Raw genomic sequence first — 26,613 nt, 5'->3', positions numbered from 1 at the left:
CGCTTCTTCCAAGTAATCTAAAGTTCTATCTCCCGAACCGCAACTACACTTATTGAATCAATGTCTGCGATCTGATTTTTGGCTATTTCCTGTCTTGCTGCCATTGGGGAGTCTGATTTTACAAAGCTGTCTCCTTTTAGAGGGGAAACGGAAATGTACATGCCGTGCTCTAGAAGTTGTTCTTTTATCCCGCTCAAACCGATTTCCCATACATCGTTGTTGCAGAAGTTGTCGTGGACTAGTTCCCCGTTAATAAAGGCATATCCAATATCACCTACATATTTCACTCTTAGTAAAAGTTCTTTTGCTCCTTCAAACGACTCTGCTTTAAAATGAACGGTAGCTTTCGAGTCACTTACCTTTTTTACACCGAGAGTAATAGATTGTTCCTCGAGCTCCACTTGGTACGTTGTAAATAGACCTTCCTTCTCTTTTTTCTCCATTTTAATTGGCTCGTGAAAGTCAGGAAATACTTTAAGAGAAACATCCGACTTGTCCTCCAACTCCAAACGAATTCGATCATTATCTGCAAGTACATTTGCTTCTGTGATGATTACTCGTTCTTCTCCTTTAAAGTGTCCTTTCCAGAAGTTTAGACTGTCTTTCTCTGTGAGAGAGTGTATGAATACAGAACCACCAGTCAAAGTTTGAAAGGACGCAGTCGTTACCTTCGTATTTGGAACACGAACAATTGTTTTCCCAGAAAGCTCTTCCACCGTTCCGTTATCCACGGTCAATCCTCGAACGTCAGTGGAGAAACAATATTCCCCCTCCATTCCTTTTGGGGTAAAAAAGAAGTAATGCTGTTCTCCTTTGTGCTCCATTTTCGTAAGTAGTTGTGTTGTGGCATAGCGAAGGTTCGCTCCTTCTATATCTAGGTTGAAGGGGAGCATGCAGTTGTTATCCTTCGCTAGGGATAGTGTTCCAGAATCCGGAATACGCAGTTCTTCGCCGTCAATGTTCAAGTTTAAATAGAAATCCTTTTGATCCTTTGTTTCCACGTGATCTTGATAGTTATTGATGAAAACATAGCCTGACTTGTCGTGAGCGCGGACCGCATAGCGAAGTGTGTCCACGTCGGTAGGATCCATATTTTCTGTATCGTAAGGAAGCACTGTTTTCGTTTTGCTAAAACTTGCTTCAAACTCTTGAAAAAAGAAGTGTTGTCTTTTTAAGCGACGATAGGAATCGCGAACTTGTCCAAATTCCCCAAGTGGAGCTTGGTAATCATATGAAATTTTCGGTGTAGCAATTTCGTTTAAAAATGGTGTGCGCTTTCCTTTCGGATGAGAGCCACCGTGGAAAACATAATATCCTACGAAGTTACACCCGCCAGCAACTTTGATTCCAGTCATGGCATCTACACTTTCGAACGGTAACTTGAATCGGTATTTATAAAATACGGTCATGCCTCCACCCATTTCGCAGCATGCAAAAGGAATGCTTTCACGGCGATATTTGGGATCAAATCCGTATGTTTCTTTTATTTGATCATTGTGAAAATCTCTGAATATAAATTCTGGTGTTGCTGGATGCTCTTTTACATCACCATAAAAGATCCATGGCCAAAAAGCATATCCGCCCCACAAGGGTACTACTTCTTCTGTTGGTGCCGATGCGCCGCCCCATGCAGTTGCCGTATAAAACGGTGTTTCAATCCCTATTTTTCGTGCCATTTCCTTCAGTGTTTTCATATGAGCGGCTCCGTCTCTCCCTCCTGGTAACCATTCGTTGCTAGTTCCTGTTGTCATTTCCCAAGGTGCCGCCGCATGCTCGTATTCATTTTCAATTTGGGTAGCGATGATGGGTCCTCCATCTTTATAATAGAGACCTGTTACTTGATTGTTGATTTCAGAATATAGTTTTCGAACAAGCTGTAAATACTCTTCATCGTTAGCGCGTAAGTCAAACGGCCTACCATACAGCCAGTCAGGAAAACCACCGTTTCTTGCTTCTCCATGAACGAACGGACCAATTCGGATGATTGCATATAGATCATGTTTTTGGCACAGCTCAATAAAGTAACGAAGATTTTTGTTGCGGTCCCATTCGAACACTCCTTGTTCTTCCTCGTGATGGTTCCAGAAAATGTACGTGGAGATGATATTTATTCCCGCCATTTTCATTTTAATAATCTCATCTTCCCATTTCTTGTGATCATAACGGCTGAAGTGAAATTCTCCGGATATACCGAAAAAAGGCTTGCCATTTAGTTCCATATAATAATTACTAAAACCAAAATGGTCTCCACTTGGATTCGAGCCACCAGCATTCAGCTCTGCTGGATAAATGTCTTTTTTTACATTGTTTAATGAAATACGATATTCTCGCAATTTTGTCACTCCTTTTTTTGACTCTAGAAAAGAACTTCCCTCACATACTTTCGCCAACGATTTGATTATTCCTTTGTGAAAAAGTAAACGCTCTCTTTTTTTCTATGATTTCCGCAAGCCTCATTGTGCATTTTATACCAAAGGAGTAAAATTATAGTATCAATAATTGAAAGTGAGTGATATAGATGATTGTGACAAACTTGCAGGAAAACAATGTTAATGGGGGCACGGATAGATAAGAATTTTCCTTCCGTGCAAAATAAAAAACACGGAGGTTTTCATGTTGAAAAAGAACAATAATCTAGCAAACTCATTTGAATATGATGGGAGCTTTTACGAAGAGATTGGAGACTTTATAAAAGATAAGTATTTAGATTACGGTTTTACAAAAGGTACGAAGCAAGAGGTAGATTTTCTTGTTGGGTATATGGAACTTCCTAAAGGCTCTCGTATTTTGGACATCGGTTGTGGTCCGGGTCGTCATTCATTAGCACTTGCTCGTCAAGGCTATGAAACCGTTGGAGTCGATATTTCATCGGAATTCATAAATCTAGCTTCCCTAGTAGCTACTGAAGAGAAGCTTTCTGCACAATTTATCACTACTGATGCACGAGAGTTAATGTTTCACCAAGAGTTTGATGCTGCTATTTGCTTGTGTGAGGGTGCTTTTGGATTAGCTGGGAATGAAAAAAATCATCGCAAAGTGTTAAGAGGAGTTCATCGTTCGTTAAAGCCTGGCTCACAATTTATTTTAACAGTTATTAATGCACTGCACTTAGCTAGAAGGATAACGGATGAATCTGAATTTGATCCGTATTCTTGCACTAGTATTGATCGGGAAAAGATAAGCAATGCTGAAGGTGTGGAAAAGGATGTTACCATCTATACAACAGCTTTTACTTTCCGAGAGTTGAAGTTTTTACTTGATAGTGAAGGGTTTGAAGTGGTAACGGCTTTTGGGTGTACTGCTGGAGCATTCAGGGAAAGCCCTTTGAAGGTAGATAGCATGGAGATTATGGTGGTTTCGGAAAGAAGATAACGGGGGTTTAAGCTTAGAGAAGTTGTTTTTCTCTAAGCTTTTTGTCTACCTTTAAGAGTCAATGTCCCCGAACAGCACTAAAAAAAAGCAATTGGGTAACAATGAAAGCTTCAATGTGCCCGAACAGCACTAAAAAAAAGCAATTGGGTAACAATGAAGACGTCAATGTGCCCGAACAGCACTAAAAAAAAGCAATTGGGTAACAATGAAGACGTCAATGTGCCCGAACAGCACAACAAAAAAGCAGTTGGGTAACAATGAAAGCTTCAATGTGCCCGAACAGCACTAAAAAAAAGCAATTGGGTAACAATGAAAGCTTCAATGTGCCCGAACAGCACTAAAAAAAAGCAATTGGGTAACAATGAAAGCTTCAATGTGCCCGAACAGCACTAAAAAAAGCAATTGGGTAACAATGAAAGCTTCAATGTGCCCGAACAGCACAACAAAAAAGCAGTTGGGTAACAATGAAAGCTTCAATGTGCCCGAACAGCACAACAAAAAAGCAGTTGGGTAACAATGAAAGCTTCAATGTGCCCGAACAGCACTAAAAAAAAGCAATTGGGTAACAATGAAGACGTCAATGTGCCCGAACAGCACAACAAAAAAGCAGTTGGGTAACAAAATACGTGTTATAAAGCGGAGTTAAAGTATTAATATGTTTGTTGGTTTGTATTCCATTCGCTTCTACTCTTCATACTCCAACAGTTGTGAGACTGTGACAAAGGTATAGCCTTCGTCTTTTAATGCCGTAATTATGGGGGCAACAGCATCCAATGACTCTCTTCGACTTTCGTACATCACATGTAACAAAATAATGGAACCTGGTTCTACGTTTTCAACCACATGCTTTGTAATCTTGTCTGAGCTTGCTGCTATCTCAGGATATGTTTCAGGTTCAATATCCCATAAAATTGTTTTACGGTCATTACTTGATAAATAATATGGAAGAATGAACAGTCTTTTTCCGTAAGGTGGGCGAAAATGAATATCACCTTCATATCCAATTTCCCTAATTAGTTTGTCTGTCTCTTTAATCTCCTCCGTAATAAATGATGGAGATTTTAACACCATCCGTGGATGGGAATAGGTGTGATTTCCGATTTCATGACCATGTTTTACTATTCGAACAGCTTTTTCAAAGTCTTCTTCAATTTCAGAACCTGTTAGATAAAATGTTCCCTTTACGTCGTGAGTTTGTAACATATGTAAAATCTCGTCTGTATTAATACCCGGACCGTCATCAAATGTTAATGCGACCACCTTCTCCGATGTTTCTATCTTTGTTACAAGTTCTCCAAAGAATTGAAAGCTTCTAGAACCCGACACCTCGTATAATACATAACTATTTCCGACAAGTAATGCTAATACAATACACAAAATAATAGTAATTTTTTTCATTTATCCCCCAGCTAATCTAGATTTTTTTCTATTTTTCGTTCTCACTTTTTAGCAGTCTCTGCAAATTCTTCAAAGCATCAACATGCAATTTGCGATTTGGTTTGAGTGAAAAGTCACTGATCTGAATTTATAATAGGCGGCTCTAACCCGTTTTATTGATTCATACATATTCTCTGAATAACGTTACTTATAGACAGGTTCAATCATTACCAAAATATATTTGGACAAATTTCGACACTTCTGTAAATTTATTAGGTATTTTTGTAAAAATATGTTATGCTTTGTTTGACCATTTTTAACTACCTGTATCATGTTTTCTCCGAAGCTAACGAACATGTCATCTTTTCTTAAAATATAACTCCTGTATATTTTAAATGATAGGGCATCAGTAGTTAGCTTTATTTGGTTTGTACTAGATTTTATTTTTTAATTATCCAACTGAATATTTCCACTAGTGAAAATAATTAATCCACACTTGTTTTCAACTGTACCGTAGTCTGAAAACACCATAAAAAAAAGGACTCATAAAGAGTCCTTTTTAGCTATTTACGCTTTGTTTACGTTAGTAGCTTGTGGTCCACGTTGACCTTGTTCAACTTCAAAAGTAACTGCTTGACCTTCGTCTAAAGTTTTGAATCCTTCGCCTTGGATTGCAGAGAAATGTACGAATACGTCGTCTCCACCTTCAACTTCGATAAAACCGAAACCTTTTTCTGCGTTGAACCATTTTACTGTACCTTGTTGCATGTTTGTTTCCTCCTGTGTGGGTTTTTCCCACGATTTATTACTATAGTTGCTCTTTTGGATATCAAGGCGAAAAGTTTGTAACTTGTTCTTTCCTTTCTACCGAACAAATATAATTCTTATTTAGAATAACAGATATTCTTTTAAAATGCAAACTTTGTTTTATAATATTTTTTATTGAGCAAATATATGGTGAAGTTAATAGCACCAAAATAGCATTTTTTTCTTAACACCTCCCCCCCTTTTGCAGTATGATTAAATCGTAACTGAAAAGGGGTATGATCATGGGAATTGCAAAAAAACAAGTGTTGTCTGAGGAAAAACCTCAGCAGCAAACGATGTATAAAATTCTTGTTATTATTGGGTTTGTGCATTTATTAAATGATTCTATTCAAGCAGTTGTTCCAGCGATGTTTCCTATATTACAGCAATCCATGGGATTAACATTTACACAGCTAGGGTTAATTGCATTCGCACTTAACTTAACTGCTTCGATCATTCAACCTGTTGTGGGAATTTATACTGATAAGAAACCTTCTCCGTATGCCTTACCAATTGGCCTTTGTTTTACCTTTTTAGGAGTGATCGGCTTGGCCTTTGCCCCATCATTTTGGATGGTTATTGTATCTGTCATCTTTATTGGATTAGGTTCAGCAACCTTTCATCCTGAAGGATCCCGTGTCGCCTATATGGCTGCAGGTACTGGTGGAAAACGTGGGCTTGCCCAATCTATTTTTCAAGTAGGCGGAAATACAGGTCAAGCGTTAGCTCCACTTATCACCGCGCTTATTTTAGTTCCTCTAGGACAATTTGGAGCAATCTGGTTTGCTATTGTAGCAGCTTTGGCAGTTGGATTACTAATGTATATCGCTCGCTGGTATTCAGAGCAGATTAAGCTTTATCAACCTATGAAGAAACACAAAGCGAAAACAGACACAGCGTTGGATGCAAACGAAGTGATAGATAATGGGAAGAAGCGTAAAGTCATCATTTATTCGATCAGCTTACTTATCTTTTTAGTATTTGCAAGATCGTGGTTTCACGCAGGAATTACAAACTTCTATGCTTTCTATCTTATTGATGGTTTTAGCTTAACAATTTCTCAAGCACAAGTGTATATTTTTATCTTTTTAGCGGCTGGTGCAGTGGGTACATTTGTTGGTGGACCACTTGCTGACCGATTTGGAAAACGAAATATGATCTTCTTTTCCATGCTGGGATCCGCCCCTTTAGCACTCATCCTTCCTCATGCCGGACCAGGGTTCACCTATGTTTTAATGGCAATCATTGGATTTATTATTCTTTCGAGTTTTTCCGTAACAGTAGTGTATGCGCAAGAATTAGTTCCTGGAAAAATTGGTACTGTTTCTGGATTAATCATCGGATTAGCATTTGGGATGGGGGCAGTTGGCTCCGTGGCTCTTGGATGGTTTGCAGACTTAGTAGGGTTATCGAACACTATGCTGTTTGTTGTTTCTTTACCTTTCATTGGTATATTGACAGTGTTTTTACCGTCGGATAAACGACTGAAGGAAATTAATCAGGAATAATTGAATTTTGGCACTGGAAACCTAACTTTTTCAGTGCCATTTTGATTTTCTAATAGTATGAAAATATACCTTTCAATTTCTGACAAAAATAATGTATTTCTACAGACAATAACTAACATATCTCTCATACCTCCTCCAATATAATGGAATTAGCAACATGGAAAGTAGCTACATACTAATTGGAGGTCTTGAAAGTGAAGGAGAAAATTTTTGAAGTTGATTCGAAAGCGACACCTGTCTTTGAACAAATTAGCGACTGGCTGGGGAGTCTTGAAAACTTAACAACTATTACAATACAATTTAACGATACAGATGCAAAAGTGTATTATGAAGAAAAATTGGAAGAAGAATAAATGATAAAACAAATGGCGGACAAAAGTTGTTCGTCTTTTTCATTCTTTCATTTAGTAATATTGCATATCCTGCTACCTATTGAAAAAAAATAATAGTTAATCGAACTTAAAAGGCGGAGTTAATATGGGAATTCATACTTATTTACAGTCATTATCAAAACTAGAACGAATACATCGAGCCCCTGGTGAATTTAAATTTGAGGAACATAATGTTGCTGCACACAGCTTTAAGGTAGCGCAGTATGCACAGTTATTAGCAACGGTAGAGGAACAAAGTGGAACGAAAATTGATTGGAAATCGTTATATGAGAAAGCATTGAACCATGATTATAGTGAAATTTTTATTGGTGATATCAAAACTCCAGTAAAATATGCAACCCCAGAGCTACGAGAAATGCTAGCACAAGTGGAAGAGGGAATGACAAAAAAATTTATTGAAGCAGAATTTCCTGATGAACTACTTCCTATTTACTTAGAAAAATTAAAGGAAGGCAAAGATGAAACCGTAGAAGGTAGAATCTTAGCTGTTGCAGATAAGATGGACCAAGTTTATGAAGCATTTAATGAAATTGAGAAAGGAAATACGGAGCGAGTATATCGAGAAATGTATGAAGAAGCATTGCTTTCTATTCAAAAAATAAATTTACACTGTGTTTCCTACTTCTTCAATCATATTTTAGCTGAAATGTTAGAAGATGATACGGAGACAACAGAAGGCATTCGGATCATAACAGATAAAATATTGGCGAAATAACAAATGGAAACCACTTCTGAAAAGGAGAAGCTGGTTTCCATTTGTTATCTAGTTTAGTCTTGGGAGAAAAAGGACCATATCTAGTCATCTCGTAAAAACAGAAAAAGGCCTAGAGAACCTCTAAGCCTTTCCTGTATTCCAATTGATTCATAACAATCCCTACCAACGATGGGCCTTCGCATTACTCCGCAGAATAATGTTGGTCTGACTCATTTCCGTATGACCATTCACCTGCGACTTCGAACGCTTATACCTCGTCCAGTTATGGTGAAATTTCTGAGAATGGGGATCTAACTGATTCCTAATGCTCATCACGAATCACCTCTTCTGAAGGATTAAGTTATATTCAAAGGAATATCACTATTATCCTTTCACCACAGACGAATATTATGATGAGAAATGATTTCCTTTTTGGGAAAACAAAGCGGAGGCACAAACAATAAGGTTGTATCACTCTGATCAACATTCAATTCCGTTCCTTAACTAAACCACCGTTGCTCCGCTGCAAGGATCACTTCACCCTACTTGCATTGATGAGTCCTTCTTATTATGTGGATTTTCATCCCCTCGAGTTTCCTTTTTCATCAAGGCAACACCTAAATTGAACAGTTAACAACAGCATCCCCGCCACCAACAGTTTTACCGTTACAAGCCAATTTACCTTAAATACTAAAATCTTGAAAAAGCTTTTGCGCAACCGTACCACCGATCCCCCAGAACGAAGAAGCACCTAGTATAACAAGTAGGAAACCTAATTTTCTATTGCGACCTATCATAATAAAAACTCCACCTCAAAAACATACTATGTTTATCTGCTAACTGGATACCGCTCATAAACCAATTCCTCTAGCAGGTCAACCGCTTCTGCTGTTTTAAGTGATTCTTCTTCTGGCCATAGTGTTTGAGCCCATAGCTCGTCTACCTTTCGAATGGTTGGTGCAACTAAATCAAAGAAATCTACGTTTTGGGCCTCGTGAATTAATTCTTGTTTTCTTGCTGTTGGTATGGAAGTGAAGTCTGGGATATATAGGTTCTCGATACTATTATCTTTCTCTAGCTTCCGCGCACCTTCTTGATCTTTCGCCATTGCTTCAAATTGCATCTGGGAGAAAATGCTCAAAAGCCACGAAAGTAATAACCACTTTTCTTCCTCTTCTCCTCCGATTACTTCAATTACATTTGTGGAGCAAAATACTTCCTGTTCATTGATAAAGGCTCTTGCTTTTCGCCGTAACGCTCTAGGAATTAGGATAGTATTTACAATTGTACCGTTATTAGCTTCGAATTTTAATATACTGATTAAGTCCTCTTTCGTTTTAACAGCTTTCTTTTGCTTCGACTTATAAACTTGAAACTCAATATATTTTTCAACAATCTCATCTAATACTTCAGATTCTCTCGTGTTTTCTTCAAATGTCTCCGGTGGTGGACACATTACTTTTGTCGGAGTAGAAGTCAGATTTATAATAGGTTCCTCTATCTCATTGACTTTGCGTAAAGCAGGATATAACCAACTCGTTGGAACCAATTCTTGTACGATACTCCAAAAGGATTTATTGGAATTGATAAAAACTAAGTCCGATGCACCTTTATTCCCCACTTTTCCTCGTCTCAACAGATACTCTGTATCACATAACCTCGTGCAGGTTCCTTCTAAATTGTTCGTGATCCACTCTTCAGCTAACTCTCCACTTTTGGTAATATTTCTCCAACCATTTTCAACTCGTGCTGCCAGCTGTTGTTTCTTTATCTTGTTGAGCTCTAAGCCCATTCCCAGAGAGATGGATGAGTCCTCTGAAGTTTGAACTTGGTTAAGCCGTTGTTTTAAAGAATGAAGCTCAATTTCCTCTAACGATATAAAGGAATGGAAAACCTCTATGTCTTGAATAGCACTATTTTTTTTCCCAACAAAAACAACCGTATCTTTCGTCACTTCTTCAAATAATCCTTGTCTAGGGTAAAGGAAGATGTGCTGCAAACCGAACGTACCAAGCAAAAAGTTTCGGAATGCCTTCGCTTCATTTCCTCTTGAAGTTAGATATTGCTTTGGCATAATTGCGGAAACTACGGTGCCATCACTTACTAATTCCGTCACTAATTCAAGAAATAGAGCCTCTACTCCTATTTGACCAACATTTGTTTTTGGCTCTTCTCCAGAAATTTGTTCTATTTTCGCAGCAAACTTTCTTTTCATCCCTGGATTAGATACCCCGGACAAATAGGGAGGGTTGAGTACAACAACTTTCACATTGTGGCATTCGTCCCGATCTATATCACATATATCTCTTCCTGTGATGATCGGTGCGTTTCTTGGACTAATCACTCGAGGAAATAGCAGACCTAGCCGTATGGATAGTAGCTCTAGGAATAGTGGTTCTATATCATTTGCCCACAATTGCTCAGGACTAATATTTGGAAAACCAGTACTCACCGTTGCTAATAAGTTGCCACTTCCTGCAGCAGGATCACAAATGATCTCATCCTCACCCAACTCTCCCCCTAAAACATGTTGAGACAAGATAGATAATACTTTTCCTAACTCAATATCCGTGGGAACAATCCCTTCATGACCTTTCCCTCTGATGGCAATAGAATGTATTAACTCGGCTAATTCATCTCCCGTTAGAGCCTTTTCTCCTAGCTCATTCATCTCACTTAGTAAGTTGACATCCCATACATCTGAATCTGTAGAATTAGGATGAGGTTCCGAGAAAAGAACGTTAAAGTCTATTTTCCTTCCTTCTTGTAAAAGCTTAGCTGGTCTGTTCCGGAAATTTACGGCTTCCCTAACAGGAACGGAAACCTTTTGTCCCTTTAGAACTCCTCTTATGTATTCATAGCCTGCAACCACTAATGCTTGATGCCATGTTGTAACGTTATCTCTTCTGCTCTGTAAAATAGCTAATAGCTTAGCGGTGGACAGCTTATAAACACCTGTATCCTGAACAGATATGGAAATAATTTGTTCAAATGCTTTTACTAAATGATCGTAAAAATCAGTAACTGGATCTTGAAAATTACCCACTCGAATTGGGCTAGGATCGATAAGTTGCTGTGATACAACTGGTCGAGAGGAATCGTGTTTAAATAGATCTATTATCTCTAAATTCGTTAAACAGTAATATGGCTGTTCTACCATAATATTTGCTTCTCTCACATATGCTTGTCCTTGATTTCTGTATCTTGTACTACTTACAGCTCCTGGAGTTCGCTTCACTTCAATAAAAAGCAAATACTTTTTTGTTGTTTTATTTTTTAATACATAATCTGCTTGTAATGTCCCCACTACCTCGTGATGAAGCACTTCATATGTATTATCTAATCCTAAGTGAATCAGAGCTTGCTTCAATGCTTTCTCACATAGTGGGTGAAAAACTCGAACTTCATCATCCCCATAATTAGGTAATCTCGTAAATGGACAGGTACTCAAGGTGGCTTCCTCCCCTAATGTAAAGTAACAAGATAATAGTAACATAAAAATGAAGGATTGATGAAAGTGTGTAGAGATGTAGGGGATTTGGTCGATATTCTAAGGTATCTATTTTCTCATAGGCAGTTAAGGACAAAAATGAGCTTGAAACTAATGAAATGGTACTTATAACTTTCCACAAGGTATCTATTCCATAACAAATCCAGATAAAAAGGCTCAGGACCATCATAAACAGTGGTCCTAAGCCGACATTTACTATTCAATGAACGTTTTCCATACATTAAACCCGTTGCAACACAGTTTCCTTTATTTTTTCCGCGAGAGCCTTTGCTAACAATGGTGGCACCGCGTTTCCTACAATAGTATGTTTCCCTCGTTTTGTGGAAGAAACAAGTTTATAATTGTCTGGAAAGCTTTGGAGCCTCATCGCTTCTCTGACGGTAATTAATCGTTTCTCTCCGTAATGAATATTGCAGCCAACATTCGGGCGATTGAAGTGAGTGTTTATCGTATATGCTGGTTTTTCTGGAACAAGCCTTCCATAACAAGTGGTTCGACCACCTGTCTTTTTAAACGTACTGATCCGCTTTGACGGAACCCAATCAGGAACATCCATGTAATTTCCACCAACAGGGATATGATCAATGATCACTTTATCTAACTCGCTCAGACGTGGTACCGCGTGTTCTGTAATGAGCTCACTATTTTCTCTCATATACTTTTGATAATCGCTCATGATCGGTGCCGTATATTCAAAGGTACCTGTTTCATCAGGACTAGGCAGGTCAGATAATGCATCGTATACAGAAACCCATCGTTTTCTTAATAAGCTTTCCTTCTCATCATGAGTTGGTTCAGGAAACTCAAAGGAATGATCCCCCTTCACACCAACAAGAATAACCCTTTTACGGCGCTGTGGAACACCATAATCTGCTGCATTGATAATTTCCCAGTTTACCGTATAACCACGTTCATGAAAGGCTTTCAGTAAGTCTTCAATTACATAGTTTCCATCTCTTGTTTTCGCCGACTTTAAGCCAGTAACATTTTCAAAAACGAAACACTCCGGTTGAACCTCTGACAGAACTTCTAAATAACTCCATACGAGTTGACCTCGATCATCATCCACATGTCGTTTCCCCACTAAAGAAAAGGATTGACAAGGTGGTCCACCTATTAATATATCCGCCTTAGGGATAGAAGATTTATCAATCGTCGCAATATCACCTAATACGATATGCTTGCCCATATTTTCCTCATAGCTAGCTACTGCTTCCTTATCAAAATCATTTGCCCATATAATATCAAACCCAGCTTGTTGGAAACCTAAATCTAGGCCGCCACCGCCAGAAAATAAACTTATCGTTTTTAACCCCATTATCTTCACACCTTTTTCTTCGACAATCTCTCTTTTACCTTTTCGGCCAATAAGGAACGAAGCTCGTCTACCGTTAGATCACTTGATACATACGATAGAAGAACCGAATCAATCTTATCAATAAAGTCAGGATTATTTTCATCCATCAATTTTTTCCCATACGAAATGAGTTCCATTTTGTCCTCCATTGAAAGAAGAGATGGATTTACAACACTCAATATATCCAATTCATATTTTTGTATTTTTAATAATCCATTCCCGTGACTTCTCCCCATATTTTCTAGAAAATAGGAGGTAACTCCACTATTTAATATGGAAAACAATAGACAAGCATCTACTCCATCATGAACGTGAATCTCATAAAAATTATCTCTAGCTATTACGTTTTTCTCATTACATATAAATTTCTTATTTTTTCTTATGATATAGCTAAAAAGGATTGGTGCGGCTTTCCTCGCTTTAAATTTATACCATGAATTCGGACTCTTGACTATTTTTTCATAAAGCGTCTTCGGTGTTTGTTCTGCTACGATGTTTCTTTCCTGCTCTTCAATATACTGACCCAGTTCCTGAGGCAAACTCTCTTTGTCTACATCCGTAAAAAACATAACATCTTCTTTCACCAGCTTTTTTGTCGTATACCCAGCGACATCCTTTGGGCTACATACGATCGCTTGGAAAAATTCTGAGTAGTAATCCTTAAATCTTGCTGGTTCCGTAATAAACGTGGAGTTACTGTTTGTTCCAATCCCGCGATTGATGGAAGCAATGGATTCTAAAGGAACGAACGCAGATTCCTCCCAAAGATCATTTTTGTGAAAAATGGTGAGCCAATTCATCGACTCATGCAGATCTTTTTGCTTATAGCGTCTAACAACCTTTTCATCCATATCCAGGAATGAACCCGATTTATGTGAAAGGGTCACAAAGCTCATCTCATGATTCTCGAGATTCTCGTTCTTGTCCAGCTTCGTTAAATGAAGAATACAACTCTCTACATCAGCATCGGGAAAAACATCCTTCTCAAAGGAGATGAAACGATTAATCTGAAAGTAATCTAACAAAAATCGTTTAAACTCACTTCCGTAGTCCGCTACGGCCCATGTGTTGGGAACAATGGCAATGATGCTACCCTTCTCTTCAAGGATTGACCACGCTTTTATGAAAAAATAAAGATACAAATTGCTACGAGCTGATAGCTGTATGTCACACTCTTTTATTTTATCTTGTAAGAATTTTTTATTTAAAAAATCAGGCATCTCACTTGTCAAATTCTCCTGCCTTACATAAGGAGGGTTCATAATAACACAGTCTACCTGTCTATGAAAATCAAAAAAATTACTGTTTTCCAAATGCAAAGATGGATGGATATCCTTATACTCACGGAAACTAAAAGGATCTACTTCTACACCGACGATGCTGTCGGAATCCATTCCTTTTTCAAGAAGTGAATCGATAAATATCCCTTTTCCAAAACAAGGATCAAGCACCTTCTTTGGCTGTAATGACAACACAAGCTCAGCCATATAATCAGCGATATGCTTCGGTGTATACACTTGTCCTAGCATTTGTTGCTTTTTTGTCTTTTTCTCTTCAAACCACTCAACCAAATCAAACTGTTTTACCATATTCGTATCCCCTATATTGTTCGTCTATCTTATTATACATGAATTTCGACAAGGTTTTTGATTCGAAGCTTACATTTTCACCAGTAAAAATATGTCATACTATCACTTTGTATGTTTTGATAGGGGTAATGCTACAAAAAGCTTACTTCTTCTCATTCGTAAAGTATCACCACATTATATAGTTTATTGAAATATATAGTTTAATGATATACACTAAAGATATGAACAATAAAAAAGTAGATTGGAATAATCAACTGACAAAGGGAATGTATGAGCTTGCTATCTTACTTCTTGTAAGTAAAAAAGCAATGTATGGGTATGAAATTACAAAAAAACTTCAACAAGGAACCGGGATGCAGTTAGCAAACGGCTCCATCTACCCTATTCTTCGTAGATTAACAAATAATGGATGGATTGAGTCTTACCAAGAAGAACATGAAGGAAGGAGTAGAAAATATTATTTCTCCACAAAAGAGGGAAATCGTGTATTAGTTGAACGTTATGAGTTTATGGAGGAGTTATTTGGATTTATTACAGCATTAAAGGATGGTGAAGATAATGTCTGATGTTGTTAGCATAGAAGAATACCTTGCTGTTATGGAGGTAAAACTACGATATTTACCTAAAAAAGAACAACAACAGCATTTAAACGAAATAAAAGACGAATTATTATCATTAAAAGAAGAGATGGTTTCGGACGTTGGCTATAAAGTTGAGTCTGCTGAACAAAAAGCACTGGAGTCATTTGTTGCTGTAGATACATTAGCGAAAGAAATAGTAGATCAGTACAACAAGGAGCAAAATGATTACTTTAGTGGTAAAAATATTGGATTCGTTTTTATAACAGGTTCACTCCTTTCAGGAAGTGCCGTCCTTGCTTTCCCTATATACTATGGAGGAATTGATGGAAGTCTGGCTGGAACGTTAGGAGCACACAGTCTAAAGTTGTTGATTGCACTCTCGTTTCTCTTTTTGTATTTTCCAACAAGGTTCAATGCGGAAAGAATGAAGATATTCCGTTTTGCTCGAATAGGAATAATTGGAATATTGGTAATACCAATCGGGGCTTTTTTTCTATCAACATTTCAGTCAGATGGAGTTCCTTTGTTTTCTTTTTATTATTTGATAGGATACTTGATTGGGTGGAGTATTTTGTATTATGCCATTACAAGGTTATACAAGAGGGCATGGATCACAGTGGCAATGAATGGTTAAAAAATTCATTCAATTGCTTAGCTTAGATAGTAACAATAAAGAAAAAAAGCACTAAAAGGGTTTTCTACCTTTTTAGTGCCGCTGCTTCAACTTCTCTACCCTTTACTAATAACACTGAAACGAGCTTATCTGATTCACATCAATTCCAAAGTACACCCAGTTAAATCCTGTCCAACGGTAGCCAGATATGGAACGATGCCCTACATATACTGGATACATCCAAAACTGCTGGCGATTTGTTAACCAAACGTACGTGTATCGATGTAAACATCCACGGATGGCACCAGGGTCCACTGCAAGTATTCCGACATTAGCAGCCTGAGCAGTTGGAATCGTTGCAGGTGGAGGAGACGTTGGTGGCCCTACCTGAGGGGGTGGAAAAGATGGAGCTCCTGGCCCTGGTCCTACAGGTGGACCATAAGGTGGAAATCCATGCCCAGCACCTGGTGGTCCATACGGTGGTCTTCCTATTGGTTGTGAACCAGGCATCCCGAATCCAGGTCCGAACATCCCCGTTAACCCTCCAATAAATTGCCCCCAATTTGGAAACTGCCTCTGATCATATCCTTCTTCCATGATGCTATGCTCTTGAACTTGTCTCGTATAAGCAGGATCGTACTCATAACTTGAATTCTCATATTGATTCATATTATATGGATTCAAAATAATAGCCTCCTATATTAGGTATTCGACTCATAGGTCGATATCATTATATGACAATGAATCATCTTGAAATCTTGTACGATCGTAAATAGGCTATCACACAATAGAAAAAAGCCGTTTCCTGTTCACGAATCTTTGGGAACAAAAAACGACTTCTTCTATTGCTTATTTTTATAAAGGTGTCATGTACCTTTTTTTCTCCACAAAATACGCCCATTCCTTATAACCAATCTCTTTTAATTGCTTTCTCACCTTATCAAAATCATCTGCAATTCGTTGTGGTGTGTGGGCATCTGATCCAAAGGTGACTTTAACATTATGGAAGAGGGCTCTCTCTAACAAATCATTCGCTGGATACCAGCCACCACAGTCTTTTGTTTTTCCAGAAGTATTAATTTCAATGGCTACATCACTTTCTCCGATGATTTGTAATGTGCGATCCACCACATCTGTTTGAATTTGAGTAAACTCTGGATAAAATCCTTTCATCGCATCGATATGACCAAGAATCTGAAACAAGCCGCTTTTCGCTGAATCTTCTATTAGATGATAATATTCTTCTTTTACCTTCACTTGTTCTTGTTCCGTTACGTCATCCCAACGCCCTTTTTTGAAAATATTAACGTCATTTACATAATGGACAGATCCAATTAGATAGTCAAAGGGATACTGCGAATATTGCTTACGATAGAGTTCAAGATGTTGTGGAAAAAAATCACTTTCCATTCCTAATAAGACAGTAATCTGATCTTTATACTTCTCCTTCAACTGAAGCACTTCAATTACATATTCTGCTAACTGGCTTTTCCCCATGGCAATACCAGGAAACAACTGCTCCTCTTCACTGTAAAAATACGGAGAATGATCAGAAATACCGATAAACTGTAGCCCATAAGCAATGGCCTGCTTTACATAATCCTCAATATCACCGATGGCATGACCACAACGTTCGTGGTGTGTGTGTAAATCAAATTTTATGTCATTAGACATAATGTACCCCTCCTACGAAACTTTTAGTCTAGTATTAGTATAATTTGTTTTTTAGGAAAACAATAGTGTTGTCTCTTTTTATTGGGAGGATATAACAACTTGCATTCTGTCCAAAAGAACATTGGTCCAGCTAAACAACATTAATTGAAGACGCTCGTCTAAGTTGGACTCATATCGTAATTGGTCAGCAGTTCCAAAGCAAATAAGATGTTAACTACTAGTTTATAGTTCTATTAATGTCATTGAAGTACTTCATAGTTAACGCAGCCACTTCCCGTAATGTATACGACGTTCGCAAGCTTCTGTTCCTATACAACACACTCTCCATTGCAGTTGCCCCAGAAGCGTCTATGGAAAGATCTTCTGCAATTGTTAACGCTCGTTTTATGTGAAAAACATCGGTAACGATAATGGCTGATTCCCAGCCTTCCTCGTCCATGATTTCCTTACTATTGTTTAAGTTCTCTTCCGTATTTGTTGCTAGTGATTCAAGAAACATATGCTCTTCTGGTACACCGAAGTTCAACAAATATTCCTTCATGGCCTCCGCTTCCGTTGGAGGGAAGGTGCCTAACCCACCTGTCAAAATAAAGTTTTTCGCCAACCCCTCGTCATAAACTTCTAATGCACGATCGAGTCTTGCTTTTAATGCTGGGCTCGGACCATTCTCCCACACACCAGCCCCCAACACGATGATCACATCAGCTGGAGTAGGCTCCACCGTTTTTCCTACTTTTAAGATGGAGTTGTATTGGTAGACGATATAACCCACCATAATAAATAAGCCTAAGCTACATGCAATGAGAACGATTAGTAATTTTTTCAACTAAATTCTCCCTTCTCTGAATCAAATATTTGTATGAAAGATTAAAATAATAATCTTTTATTTTTCAAAAAATAATTTCTCCTCAACCCTGACTTCTTTTTGTACGATTGGTGATATCTACTAATTATAGCTTCATTTGTTGAAACATTTCTACTTTACAATACGTCTTAAAGTTATGTAATAGATTTACAACTAATTAAAAAGGCGGTATCAAGATGAAAACATCTATATTTCGAGCATCATTAGTTATTACATTCATTATCTTCATTTTTGTAACTCTAGCTGGATGTGCCGGTGGTACTGGACAGGGAAAGGAACTTATCAAGAAAAGGGATCCTCTTTTTTCTGAAAAAGATGTAAGTCCTGAATTAAGTGAAAGTATTGTAGATTTCTCTACTAATCTCTTTTACGAGCTTTATGTGGAGGACAAAAATCAAATGATTAGTCCATACAGCATCGCGTCTGTTCTGTCCATGGCATTAGCTGGTGCAGGTGGAGAAACGAAGGAAGAGTTGAGAAATGTATTACATACAGAACATATTTCTGAAGAGGTACTTCATGATTCTCATCAAGCACTAATCGATATCTTTATGCATAGTGAACCTAAAGTCACAACATTAGTAGGAAATTCGGTTTGGACGAAAGAAGACGTGGTTTTTAACGAAGAATTCATTCAACTTCTTGAGGAAAAGTACAATGCGGAAGCTAAGCAATTATCAACAGCAAAGGAAGTAAACAACTGGGTGAAGGATAAAACTGCTGGAAAAATTGAAAGTATCGTGGATGAAATAAACCCTGATACAATAATGTTTCTAATAAACGCTGTCTATTTCTTAGGAGAATGGAGCGACCCGTTTCCTAAGGAATTTACACGAGACGAATCGTTCTATCCGACCTCAGGAGAAATCGTGCAAGTTCCTATGATGTATAGAAAGGAACATTATTCATACGAAGAAACGGAAGAATATAAAACGATTCGTATCCCATATGGAGAAGAAAGGTATTTCATGGAGGTTCTTTTGCCCGCGGAGGATAGTAGTGTAGAGGAAATAATGAAACAATTCAAGGATAGACTTCTTGAATGGAAGAGTCCTAAGGAATTACAGCATGGTTTACTGGCACTTCCAAAATTCGGCTTTGATACTGATTTACAATTAGGCGATGTGTTACAAGTCTTAGGTATAACACAAGCTTTTGATTTAAACCTAGCTGATTTTACTGGAATAACAACCGATACTCCACTATTTATTAGTGAAGTAAAACATAAATCTTTCGTAGAGGTGAATGAAACTGGCACAGAGGCAGCGGCTGTGACTTCTGCAGAGATGGCAGGATCAGCTGAGCCAATTGACTCATTCGAAATGATTGTAGATCGTCCATTTTTATTCCGAATTGTAGATGGAAAAACAGATGTGGTTTTGTTTCTAGGGCATGTTGCTGATCCTAGTAAATAAAATGCGGACCGGTTTTAGTTATGAGAAACATTTCATATCTAGTTGAAGGCTATCTTCATTGTTGGGCTTTCATAAGGACAATTTCAACTAATTCAAGCTTGATTTTGTCCTTATGAGCCCTTCATAAGGGACAATTTAAAACGAGTCAACTCGACCTGCCCCTACAGATTCACGTTATAAACTTCTTCAGGCTTACATGTCTGTTTAATTTCCCCATCTTCCATAAATAAGACGCGGTCTGCAAGCACTTTTGCATCTGCTTTGTTATTTGAAACAAAGATGGAAGTAATTCCTGCCTTCTTCAAAATAGCACGCAATTCTTCTCTTAGATTCTTTTGGGTAGAAGGATCCAAGTTTCTAAAAGGATCATCGAATAAAATTAAAGAGGGTTCAGGTGCTAGTGCTTTCGCTAGGGTTACTCGTTGCTGTTGACCCCCACTTAATTCTTTCGGAAAACGATCTCTAAAAATATATAAATCAACTAAATCTAGCATCTCTTCTACACGATCTTCTTTTGCATTTTTCGCCATGAGGAGTGGTAATGTCCGCTTGATATTTCCTTCTACTGTTTTATTTGCAGCCAAGTCATGCTCCTGAAAAACAATACCAATGCCACGTTTTTTGGGGGATTTACAAGTTTTCTTATCAACAACCACATCCCCATCGATCACAATCTTCCCGACCTTTGTTTTCTCCTTACCTGCAATTAGCTTTAATAGTGTACTTTTTCCACTGCCGCTTTCCCCTAAGATCGCTACAATTTCTCCTTTTTCCATCTGTAAACTAAAATCTTTAATAGTTAACTCGTTGCTGGTAGGGTACTTGTATTTTAGATTTTCTATCTCAACAAACATGCGCTTTATATCCTCCTTGTCAAAAACCGTTTGTATCTATCTCTTTAACGGGTTGCTTACAAAATTCATTAGCTGCGAAAACTATATTCCCTTAAAATTTTATCAATAGATTCCGTTTAGTACAAGCACTAGTACAGAGAAGCGACTTTACTTAAATATAAAAATAACTGCCTATCACGTTGTTAGGAACAACAACGACAAGCAGTTATAGTTTATCTTATCTTAAAAGGTTGCATTTTTCCATATGTGGCACATCGCCAATTTCATTCTAAATTTCGATGAAAATTCATCCTATGTACACGGCTAACTCCCTAAATGAGCATTGTAAAACTTCTAATTAAATTTTCCCGCATGCACTATGAGCTTTTACGGAACATAATTAAAGGATTAAATCCTCAACAGCTTCGAGGTTTGTAGGCAATGTAATTTTTATTGAAGTACCTTTATTAGAAGTGTTTGTTATTTCAAATGTTCCATGATGCGTCTGCACTATTTTTACTGTCGTCATCATCCCAAGGCCCGTTCCCTTTTCTTTTGTCGTATAGAACGGTGACCCGATTTTACTCAGAATTTCTTCTGGAATCCCAACTCCTTCGTCTTGAATAATAGCAACAATCCTATCATTTTCATGGTTTACTGTAATATGAATGTTACCTCCATTAGGCATAGCCTCAATAGCATTTTTTAATATATTTATGAATGCTTGTTTTAATTGATTTTTGATACACTTCAATTTAGGAAGTTCACCAAATTTGTATTGGATATCGACAGAATACATTAAGGCCTGAGAGCTAATTAATGCAATCACATCTTTCATGATTTTCCCTACATCTGCCACCTGAAAGTCTTGAGCTTGCGGTTTTGCTAAAACTAACAATTCACCAGTTATGAGCTCAATCCTCGATACCTCATCAGACAAAATAGTCAAATATGTCTCATTAGATTCACCTGTTGATTGTTTCATAAGCTGTAAGAAACCTTTTACTGAAGTTAATGGATTTCTTATTTCATGTGCAATGGAGGCTGCAAGCTGTCCTACTGCCGTCAACTTTTCTGACTCTAACAGTAGCTTCTCGGTCTCCTTTTCTATCGTTACATCTCTTGCTGTTCCATAAACACCAACAATTTGTCCTTGTACAATGATGGGCATGTTTGTAACTTTCACATGTTTGATACTACCATCCTTATGGGCCACTTTCGTTTCATAATGCTGTGTTTCACCAGTTGCCGCTTTACGGAAATAACTATTTACCTTTTCCACTTCATCTTCTATTACAAGTGGGTTCCAATTCATATTTGTGAATTCGGCTTCAGTATATCCCATTAACTGTTCCATCGCCGGATTTACACTTAGATAATTCCCTTCCAAATCAAAGGAAAATACTGCATCAGGATTGTTATGAAACAAAGATTTATAATGTTCTTCACGCTTTGTTGCTAGGTCCTTTTGTTCCGTTATATTCTGAAAAAAAACAGACAAGCCATTCATCGATGGAAAAGCACGGACGTTATACCACATATTGCGCGGTGGCCAATACATTTCAAAAAAGACAGGTACTTGTTCATTTACAGCCTTATGATATTGTCTATATACCTCTTGATTTATTGCTTCAGGGAATGCATCCCATAGATACTTATGTAAAACTTCACTTTTTATCTTATTTAATAACCGCTCTGCCTCATGGTTGAAATAGGTGATATTCCACTCATTATCTACTGCAAAAAATGCATCGGATATACGATCTAAAATTTCATATTCTTTATGTATTGCCAAATTTTACTCCTCCATCTCTATCGAAGCCACGTAAAAGTTACAAGAATAATTGGTGACCTCTACTTGAATCACGGAAACTTCATACATATCATCTATATTTACTTCTACCTTTTTATATAAATTCCTTCTTTTATAATATTTCCTCCTCCATGAAGATCAATCAAGCTTTCTGTTAAAGAAATGTCATGATCTAACTATTTCTAAGTTGTGTGAAAGGTTTCAAATTTAATTTGAAACCTTTCACACACTTATCTCGTAAAAAAATAGTCCACTTAAGAAGTGATTTTTATGATAATGTTTTACTGTATTACTTTTATAACAAAAGGAGCTGATTTATTTTGTATAAGATTATTTCTGGACTTATTTTATTCATCCTCATTGCAGCAGTTGGATTATTAGGAATTTATATTGTCGATGACGGAGAAGAAGCAGTTGTGCTTCAATTTGGGAAACACCATGATACCGTTGTGGAATCTGGTATGAAGTGGCATATTCCATTTATTCAAACAGTGTGGAAAGAAAATACGCAAGAAGTAAAACGAATGGAATATGGTTTTCGTACAACATCAGAAGGGGATTCAAGAAACCTATCTGAATATGTAGAGGTATCGAGAGAGTCTCTTATGATTACAGGAGATGAAAATTTAGTATCATTAGAAACGGTTATTCAATTTCGAATATTTAACGTGGAGCAATTTTTCTTTAATGTGGACGATCAATACGAAACCATTGCCCACGCAGGTGCTGCGGCTATCCGTCGCGTAGTCGCAAGTAATGATTTTGATGGAGTAGTGACGGAAAACCGTGGCGGTGTAGAAGCAGAAATTCATGAGCATTTCCAAGAAATATTAGATAAATATGAAATCGGTGTTCAAGTAACAACCGTTCAACTTCAGGATGTAAATCCACCTGTGGAGGTTCAAGAGGCGTTTACCAAAGTAGTCGGTGCCCGTGAAGAGATGAACGCGTTAATTAACCAGGCAGAAAGCTATGCAAACCAAGTTATTCCAAGAGCACGTGGTAATGCAGCAGAAGCAATCGCTCAGGCAGAAGGTTATAAAGCAGCACGAGTGGCAGAAGCAAATGGGGATACAGCTCTTTTCAATGAATTACTTCAATCCTATCGTCTAGGGGAAGAGGTTACACGAACTCGTATGTACTATGAAATGATGGAAGAGATTCTTCCAGGTATGGAAAAGTTTATTGTTGATAGTGCTGATGGGAATACACTGAACTTTTTACCTCTAACCGGTTCAAAAAAAGTAATTGAAGAATAATGGAAAGGGTGAATGATAGATGAGCGTAATAGATATGGAAAAAGTAAATCCAGTAAAAAAAGACACACTACCAGCTGTGAAAAAAATAGGTGCTATTATTGGAATTTTCTTTGTAGTACTCATAGCATGGTTTCTATTTACATTCAGTGTAAAGGAAACAGATCAAGCTGTTGTTGTTCGTTTTGGAGAGGTTCAAAAAATAGTAATCTCTGAAAAAACACCCGAGGTTGTAGAGCAGATTCAACAGCATAGTCGTTTAAGTGGTGTTAAAATTGTGGAAGGAAAAGGACTTCAATTCAAAATTCCATTCATTGACACTGTAGAAACATATTCAGATCGATTATTAACATATGATACACGTCCACGCCAAGTAACCACATTAGATAAAAAGCGTGTCGAATTAGATAACTATGCTCAGTGGATTATTTCAAACCCTGCGTTATTCAGGGTGACAATGCGTACGGAAGTGAATGCAAACACGCGTCTTGATGATATGATTTATTCGAATTTAAATAGTGAGATTGGTAGAACGAATATGACACAGCTCATTTCAGATATTGATCATGTAGAAGGAATGTTAGAGAATGTGATCACAAGAACCAATGCAGGATTACAGGAATATGGAATGGAAGTTGTAGATATCCGCATTCGTCAAACAGACCTTCCTGAGCAAAATCTTGAAAATATTTATAACAGAATGCGTACAGAAAGAGAAAGAGTTGCCAATAGATATTTATCTGAAGGAGAAGAAGAAGCACAAAAAATTCGTTCCAATGCAGATAGAGAAGGTCGTGTAATTGAAGCGGAAGCTTATGAAACAGCTGAAATTCTTCGTGGTCAAGGGGACGCAGAAGCAACAAGAATTTACGCGGAAGTTTACAACCAAGACCCTGAGTTTTATGAGTTTTTCCGAGCTTTACAAACGTATCGAGAAGCGCTTATAAACGACACAACGATCGTAATTCCATCAGATAGTGATTTTGCGAAATATTTACTTGGAAATCAAAACTAGTATTCATAATGTATAAGGAAAGTTGGACGGTCCATTTTATATGTGGGCCGTCTTTTTCAAAACCAATCATTTATTTGCTCGTTTAAGCTGTTTCAGTTTCTAATTGCATCTGGCGTTCCATACACAATACTCTCTCCCCTCATCCAAAAAAACAGAAAAAGAACAGCCCTCAGGCTGTTCTTTCCATCAAAACATATCAATCTCAACTATGAAAATTCGTTCCATCTGTTGTTGCTTTCACAACACCCGTTCGGATGACGAAATCACCGAAGTGCTCTCCATTTTCACGTTCCTTCGCGTAGCTAGACAGCAATCCTCCAAGCTCACGTAAAATCTCCGCTTCCCCGATATTTTCACGATACATCTTGTTTAGACGACTACCGTCGTGTGCTGCTCCAAGATACATATTGTATTTTCCAGGTGCTTTCCCAATAAAGGCAATTTCACCAAGAGATGGACGACCACAGCTGTTCGGACATCCAGTCATACGAATCGTGATTTCCTCGTTTCGAAGACCATTGGCATCCACAATCTCATCAATCTTATCGATCAGTGTAGGCAAGTAACGCTCCGCCTCTGCCATCGCAAGACCACATGTTGGTAGCGCAACACAGGCCATGGAACTACGGCGAAGTCCGGAAATCTTCTCACTATCAATAAGACCATATTTTTCAATCAAATCATTAATATGCTTTTTCTTTTGACTTGAAACATTTGCAATGATCACGTTTTGATTGGCAGTTAAGCGAAAATCACCTTTATGGATACCAGCGATTTCACGCAATGCTGTCATCAGTTTATAGTTTTCCGTATCAACAATACGTCCACCTTCTACGAACAATGTAAAGTGCCATTTCCCTTTCACACCTTTTACCCAGCCGTAGCGATCTCCGTTATTATCAAATGTAAACTCACGTGTTTCTTCCAAGCTCCAGCCAAGTCGGTTCTCCAACTCCGCTTTCACGTTTTCCAAACCAAGACGATCTACTGTGTATTTGAAGCGAGCATTTTTACGAACAGATCGGTTTCCATAATCACGCTGAATCGTAATGATTTGGTATGCTACATCATAGATTTGCTCTGGCTTACAGAAACCAATTACTTTCGCCAATTGAGGGTATGTACTCTCATCTCCGTGAGACATCCCTAATCCACCACCGATGGCTACGTTAAAACCAACAAGCTTGTCATTTTCTACAACAGCAATAAATCCAAGGTCTTGAGAATAGATATCCACATCATTCGATGGAGGAATTGCTACCCCAATTTTAAACTTTCTCGGTAAGTATAGGGCACCATACATTGGCTCCGCCTCGTGCTCATTTGGATCCACTTGAGGAGTTCCTGCTACTTGCTCTTCATCCAACCAAATCTCATGGTAAGCTCGAGTTTTCGGCAATAAATCATCACTAAGCTTTTTCGCCCACTCATATACCTCGCCATGGATCTCCGATTGATACGGGTTCGGATTACACATAACGTTACGGTTTACGTCCCCACATGCTGCGATGGTATCCATTAATGCATTGTTAATGCCTTGCATGGTATTCTTCATATTCCACTTTAAAATACCGTGCATTTGAAACGTCATACGAGTCGTTAGCTTTAACGTTCCATTTCCATATTTCGTTGCAAGATCATCCATTACTAGCCACTGCTCTGGTGTAGAAATACCACCTGGAAGTCTTACACGAAGCATGAATTGGTATGCCGGCTCAAGCTTTTGCTTTAGACGCTCCAGACGCAAATCACGATCATCCTGCAAATAACTTCCATGGAACTTCATTAACCGATTATCATCATCGGAAATACCAGCACTAATTCGCTCTAGCATAGACTCTTTTAAAGAACCTCGCAAATAATTACTTTCTCTTTTTATACGTTCCACATCATCCGGTTTACCTTCTGGTGCTTTTAATTCTACTTTTGAATCAGCCATGT

22 protein-coding genes and 1 pseudogene are annotated in these 26,613 nt (G+C 37.9%); 9 read left to right on the top strand and 14 right to left on the bottom strand.

Annotated elements, in window-relative coordinates; all coding sequences use genetic code 11:
* Positions 1-17: 17 nt before the first annotated feature.
* Positions 18-2,333: a beta-galactosidase gene (locus tag ACERII_RS13455; protein ID WP_373642930.1), complete on the bottom strand. Its 2,316-nt coding sequence runs from the start codon at positions 2,331-2,333 to the stop codon at positions 18-20.
* A 283-nt stretch (positions 2,334-2,616) separates the two neighbouring features.
* Here ACERII_RS13455 and ACERII_RS13450 point away from each other — a divergent pair, with 283 nt between their 5' ends.
* Positions 2,617-3,372 carry a class I SAM-dependent methyltransferase gene (locus tag ACERII_RS13450; protein WP_373642928.1) on the top strand — a complete coding sequence of 252 codons (756 nt, stop codon included), beginning with the start codon at positions 2,617-2,619 and terminating at the stop codon, positions 3,370-3,372.
* 684 nt (positions 3,373-4,056) lie between these two features.
* Here ACERII_RS13450 and ACERII_RS13445 read toward each other — a convergent pair.
* Entirely contained in the window at positions 4,057-4,770 is a 714-nt protein-coding gene (locus tag ACERII_RS13445) for a polysaccharide deacetylase family protein (protein WP_373642926.1), read from the bottom strand.
* 546 nt (positions 4,771-5,316) lie between these two features.
* Positions 5,317-5,517, bottom strand: a complete 201-nt coding sequence (locus ACERII_RS13440) for a cold-shock protein (RefSeq protein ID WP_373642923.1) — start codon at positions 5,515-5,517, stop codon at positions 5,317-5,319.
* Positions 5,518-5,792: 275 nt separating this feature from the next.
* On the opposite strand from ACERII_RS13440, the gene ACERII_RS13435 reads away from it, so the two are divergent.
* The 3 genes from ACERII_RS13435 (at position 5,793) to ACERII_RS13425 (ending at position 8,171) form a co-directional block, all read left to right on the top strand.
* The gene (locus ACERII_RS13435) at positions 5,793-7,064 is read left to right on the top strand and encodes an MFS transporter (protein ID WP_373642921.1); all 1,272 of its coding nucleotides are present in this window, start codon (positions 5,793-5,795) and stop codon (positions 7,062-7,064) included.
* A 194-nt stretch (positions 7,065-7,258) separates the two neighbouring features.
* Complete coding sequence (locus tag ACERII_RS13430) at positions 7,259-7,417, top strand: hypothetical protein (RefSeq protein WP_373642919.1); 159 nt, start codon at positions 7,259-7,261, stop codon at positions 7,415-7,417.
* Positions 7,418-7,541: 124 nt separating this feature from the next.
* Positions 7,542-8,171 carry a YfbR-like 5'-deoxynucleotidase gene (locus tag ACERII_RS13425; RefSeq protein ID WP_373642916.1) on the top strand — a complete coding sequence of 210 codons (630 nt, stop codon included), beginning with the start codon at positions 7,542-7,544 and terminating at the stop codon, positions 8,169-8,171.
* A 159-nt stretch (positions 8,172-8,330) separates the two neighbouring features.
* On the opposite strand, the gene ACERII_RS13420 is transcribed toward ACERII_RS13425, so the two are convergent.
* The 5 genes and pseudogenes from ACERII_RS13420 to ACERII_RS13400 all read right to left on the bottom strand — a co-directional run bounded on the left by ACERII_RS13420 (position 8,331) and on the right by ACERII_RS13400 (position 14,607).
* The gene (locus ACERII_RS13420; protein ID WP_373642915.1) at positions 8,331-8,483 is read right to left on the bottom strand and encodes a YpzG family protein; all 153 of its coding nucleotides are present in this window, start codon (positions 8,481-8,483) and stop codon (positions 8,331-8,333) included.
* Positions 8,484-8,772: 289 nt separating this feature from the next.
* Positions 8,773-8,947: pseudogene (locus ACERII_RS13415) on the bottom strand (EamA family transporter); the annotation flags it as partial.
* A gap of 32 nt (positions 8,948-8,979) precedes the next feature.
* Positions 8,980-11,601 (bottom strand): BpuSI family type II restriction endonuclease, encoded by a 2,622-nt coding sequence (locus ACERII_RS13410; protein ID WP_373642913.1) that lies wholly within the window; start codon positions 11,599-11,601, stop codon positions 8,980-8,982.
* 280 nt (positions 11,602-11,881) lie between these two features.
* Positions 11,882-12,979, bottom strand: a complete 1,098-nt coding sequence (locus ACERII_RS13405; protein WP_373642911.1) for a DNA cytosine methyltransferase — start codon at positions 12,977-12,979, stop codon at positions 11,882-11,884.
* A 5-nt stretch (positions 12,980-12,984) separates the two neighbouring features.
* Positions 12,985-14,607 carry an HsdM family class I SAM-dependent methyltransferase gene (locus tag ACERII_RS13400; protein ID WP_373642909.1) on the bottom strand — a complete coding sequence of 541 codons (1,623 nt, stop codon included), beginning with the start codon at positions 14,605-14,607 and terminating at the stop codon, positions 12,985-12,987.
* A gap of 221 nt (positions 14,608-14,828) precedes the next feature.
* Here ACERII_RS13400 and ACERII_RS13395 point away from each other — a divergent pair, with 221 nt between their 5' ends.
* Positions 14,829-15,173, top strand: coding sequence for a PadR family transcriptional regulator (locus ACERII_RS13395; RefSeq protein ID WP_373642908.1), 345 nt, complete (start codon positions 14,829-14,831; stop codon positions 15,171-15,173).
* Positions 15,166-15,822: a hypothetical protein gene (locus tag ACERII_RS13390; RefSeq protein WP_373642907.1), complete on the top strand. Its 657-nt coding sequence runs from the start codon at positions 15,166-15,168 to the stop codon at positions 15,820-15,822. Before ACERII_RS13395 ends, ACERII_RS13390 begins: the two co-directional genes overlap by 8 nt.
* 105 nt (positions 15,823-15,927) lie before the next feature.
* Here ACERII_RS13390 and ACERII_RS13385 read toward each other — a convergent pair whose 3' ends face one another.
* From ACERII_RS13385 to ACERII_RS13375, 3 genes are all read right to left on the bottom strand, one after another.
* Positions 15,928-16,485 (bottom strand): hypothetical protein, encoded by a 558-nt coding sequence (locus ACERII_RS13385; protein WP_373642906.1) that lies wholly within the window; start codon positions 16,483-16,485, stop codon positions 15,928-15,930.
* 171 nt (positions 16,486-16,656) lie between these two features.
* Positions 16,657-17,475: a histidinol-phosphatase gene (locus ACERII_RS13380; RefSeq protein ID WP_373642904.1), complete on the bottom strand. Its 819-nt coding sequence runs from the start codon at positions 17,473-17,475 to the stop codon at positions 16,657-16,659.
* 217 nt (positions 17,476-17,692) lie between these two features.
* Positions 17,693-18,301, bottom strand: a complete 609-nt coding sequence (locus ACERII_RS13375) for a YdcF family protein (protein ID WP_373642902.1) — start codon at positions 18,299-18,301, stop codon at positions 17,693-17,695.
* 215 nt (positions 18,302-18,516) lie between these two features.
* Here ACERII_RS13375 and ACERII_RS13370 point away from each other — a divergent pair, with 215 nt between their 5' ends.
* Positions 18,517-19,755: a serpin family protein gene (locus tag ACERII_RS13370; protein ID WP_373642901.1), complete on the top strand. Its 1,239-nt coding sequence runs from the start codon at positions 18,517-18,519 to the stop codon at positions 19,753-19,755.
* 161 nt (positions 19,756-19,916) lie between these two features.
* Here the strand turns inward: ACERII_RS13370 and ACERII_RS13365 are convergent, their stop codons facing one another.
* Together ACERII_RS13365 and ACERII_RS13360 are read right to left on the bottom strand one after the other, a co-directional pair.
* Positions 19,917-20,609 (bottom strand): ABC transporter ATP-binding protein, encoded by a 693-nt coding sequence (locus ACERII_RS13365; RefSeq protein WP_373642900.1) that lies wholly within the window; start codon positions 20,607-20,609, stop codon positions 19,917-19,919.
* A gap of 379 nt (positions 20,610-20,988) precedes the next feature.
* Positions 20,989-22,383, bottom strand: a complete 1,395-nt coding sequence (locus ACERII_RS13360; protein WP_373642898.1) for a PAS domain S-box protein — start codon at positions 22,381-22,383, stop codon at positions 20,989-20,991.
* A 338-nt stretch (positions 22,384-22,721) separates the two neighbouring features.
* Between ACERII_RS13360 and hflK the strand changes: the two genes are divergently transcribed.
* Together hflK and hflC are read left to right on the top strand one after the other, a co-directional pair.
* Positions 22,722-23,660 carry an FtsH protease activity modulator HflK gene (gene hflK, locus ACERII_RS13355; RefSeq protein ID WP_373642897.1) on the top strand — a complete coding sequence of 313 codons (939 nt, stop codon included), beginning with the start codon at positions 22,722-22,724 and terminating at the stop codon, positions 23,658-23,660.
* A gap of 19 nt (positions 23,661-23,679) precedes the next feature.
* Complete coding sequence (gene hflC, locus ACERII_RS13350) at positions 23,680-24,672, top strand: protease modulator HflC (protein WP_373642895.1); 993 nt, start codon at positions 23,680-23,682, stop codon at positions 24,670-24,672.
* Positions 24,673-24,874: 202 nt separating this feature from the next.
* Here hflC and cysI read toward each other — a convergent pair whose 3' ends face one another.
* Positions 24,875-26,611, bottom strand: coding sequence for an assimilatory sulfite reductase (NADPH) hemoprotein subunit (gene cysI / locus ACERII_RS13345; RefSeq protein WP_373642893.1), 1,737 nt, complete (start codon positions 26,609-26,611; stop codon positions 24,875-24,877).
* Between the last annotated feature and the right edge of the window lie 2 nt (positions 26,612-26,613).

The organism is Evansella sp. AB-rgal1 (assembly GCF_041820985.1).
Taxonomy (GTDB): Bacteria; Bacillota; Bacilli; order Bacillales; family Salisediminibacteriaceae; genus Evansella.
This window is presented reverse-complemented; position numbering and strand designations above follow the sequence as displayed.

Coding starts and splice junctions, on each gene's coding strand:
- ACERII_RS13405 (WP_373642911.1), bottom strand. CDS start 12,979: ATGGGGTTAAAAACGATAAGTTTATTTTCTGGCGGTGGCGGCCTAGAT.
- ACERII_RS13395 (WP_373642908.1), top strand. CDS start 14,829: ATGAACAATAAAAAAGTAGATTGGAATAATCAACTGACAAAGGGAATG.
- cysI (WP_373642893.1), bottom strand. CDS start 26,611: ATGGCTGATTCAAAAGTAGAATTAAAAGCACCAGAAGGTAAACCGGAT.
- ACERII_RS13435 (WP_373642921.1), top strand. CDS start 5,793: ATGATCATGGGAATTGCAAAAAAACAAGTGTTGTCTGAGGAAAAACCT.
- ACERII_RS13420 (WP_373642915.1), bottom strand. CDS start 8,483: ATGAGCATTAGGAATCAGTTAGATCCCCATTCTCAGAAATTTCACCAT.
- hflC (WP_373642895.1), top strand. CDS start 23,680: ATGAGCGTAATAGATATGGAAAAAGTAAATCCAGTAAAAAAAGACACA.
- ACERII_RS13380 (WP_373642904.1), bottom strand. CDS start 17,475: ATGTCTAATGACATAAAATTTGATTTACACACACACCACGAACGTTGT.
- ACERII_RS13390 (WP_373642907.1), top strand. CDS start 15,166: ATGTCTGATGTTGTTAGCATAGAAGAATACCTTGCTGTTATGGAGGTA.
- ACERII_RS13400 (WP_373642909.1), bottom strand. CDS start 14,607: ATGGTAAAACAGTTTGATTTGGTTGAGTGGTTTGAAGAGAAAAAGACA.
- ACERII_RS13370 (WP_373642901.1), top strand. CDS start 18,517: ATGAAAACATCTATATTTCGAGCATCATTAGTTATTACATTCATTATC.
- ACERII_RS13365 (WP_373642900.1), bottom strand. CDS start 20,609: ATGTTTGTTGAGATAGAAAATCTAAAATACAAGTACCCTACCAGCAAC.
- ACERII_RS13425 (WP_373642916.1), top strand. CDS start 7,542: ATGGGAATTCATACTTATTTACAGTCATTATCAAAACTAGAACGAATA.
- ACERII_RS13440 (WP_373642923.1), bottom strand. CDS start 5,517: ATGCAACAAGGTACAGTAAAATGGTTCAACGCAGAAAAAGGTTTCGGT.
- ACERII_RS13445 (WP_373642926.1), bottom strand. CDS start 4,770: ATGAAAAAAATTACTATTATTTTGTGTATTGTATTAGCATTACTTGTC.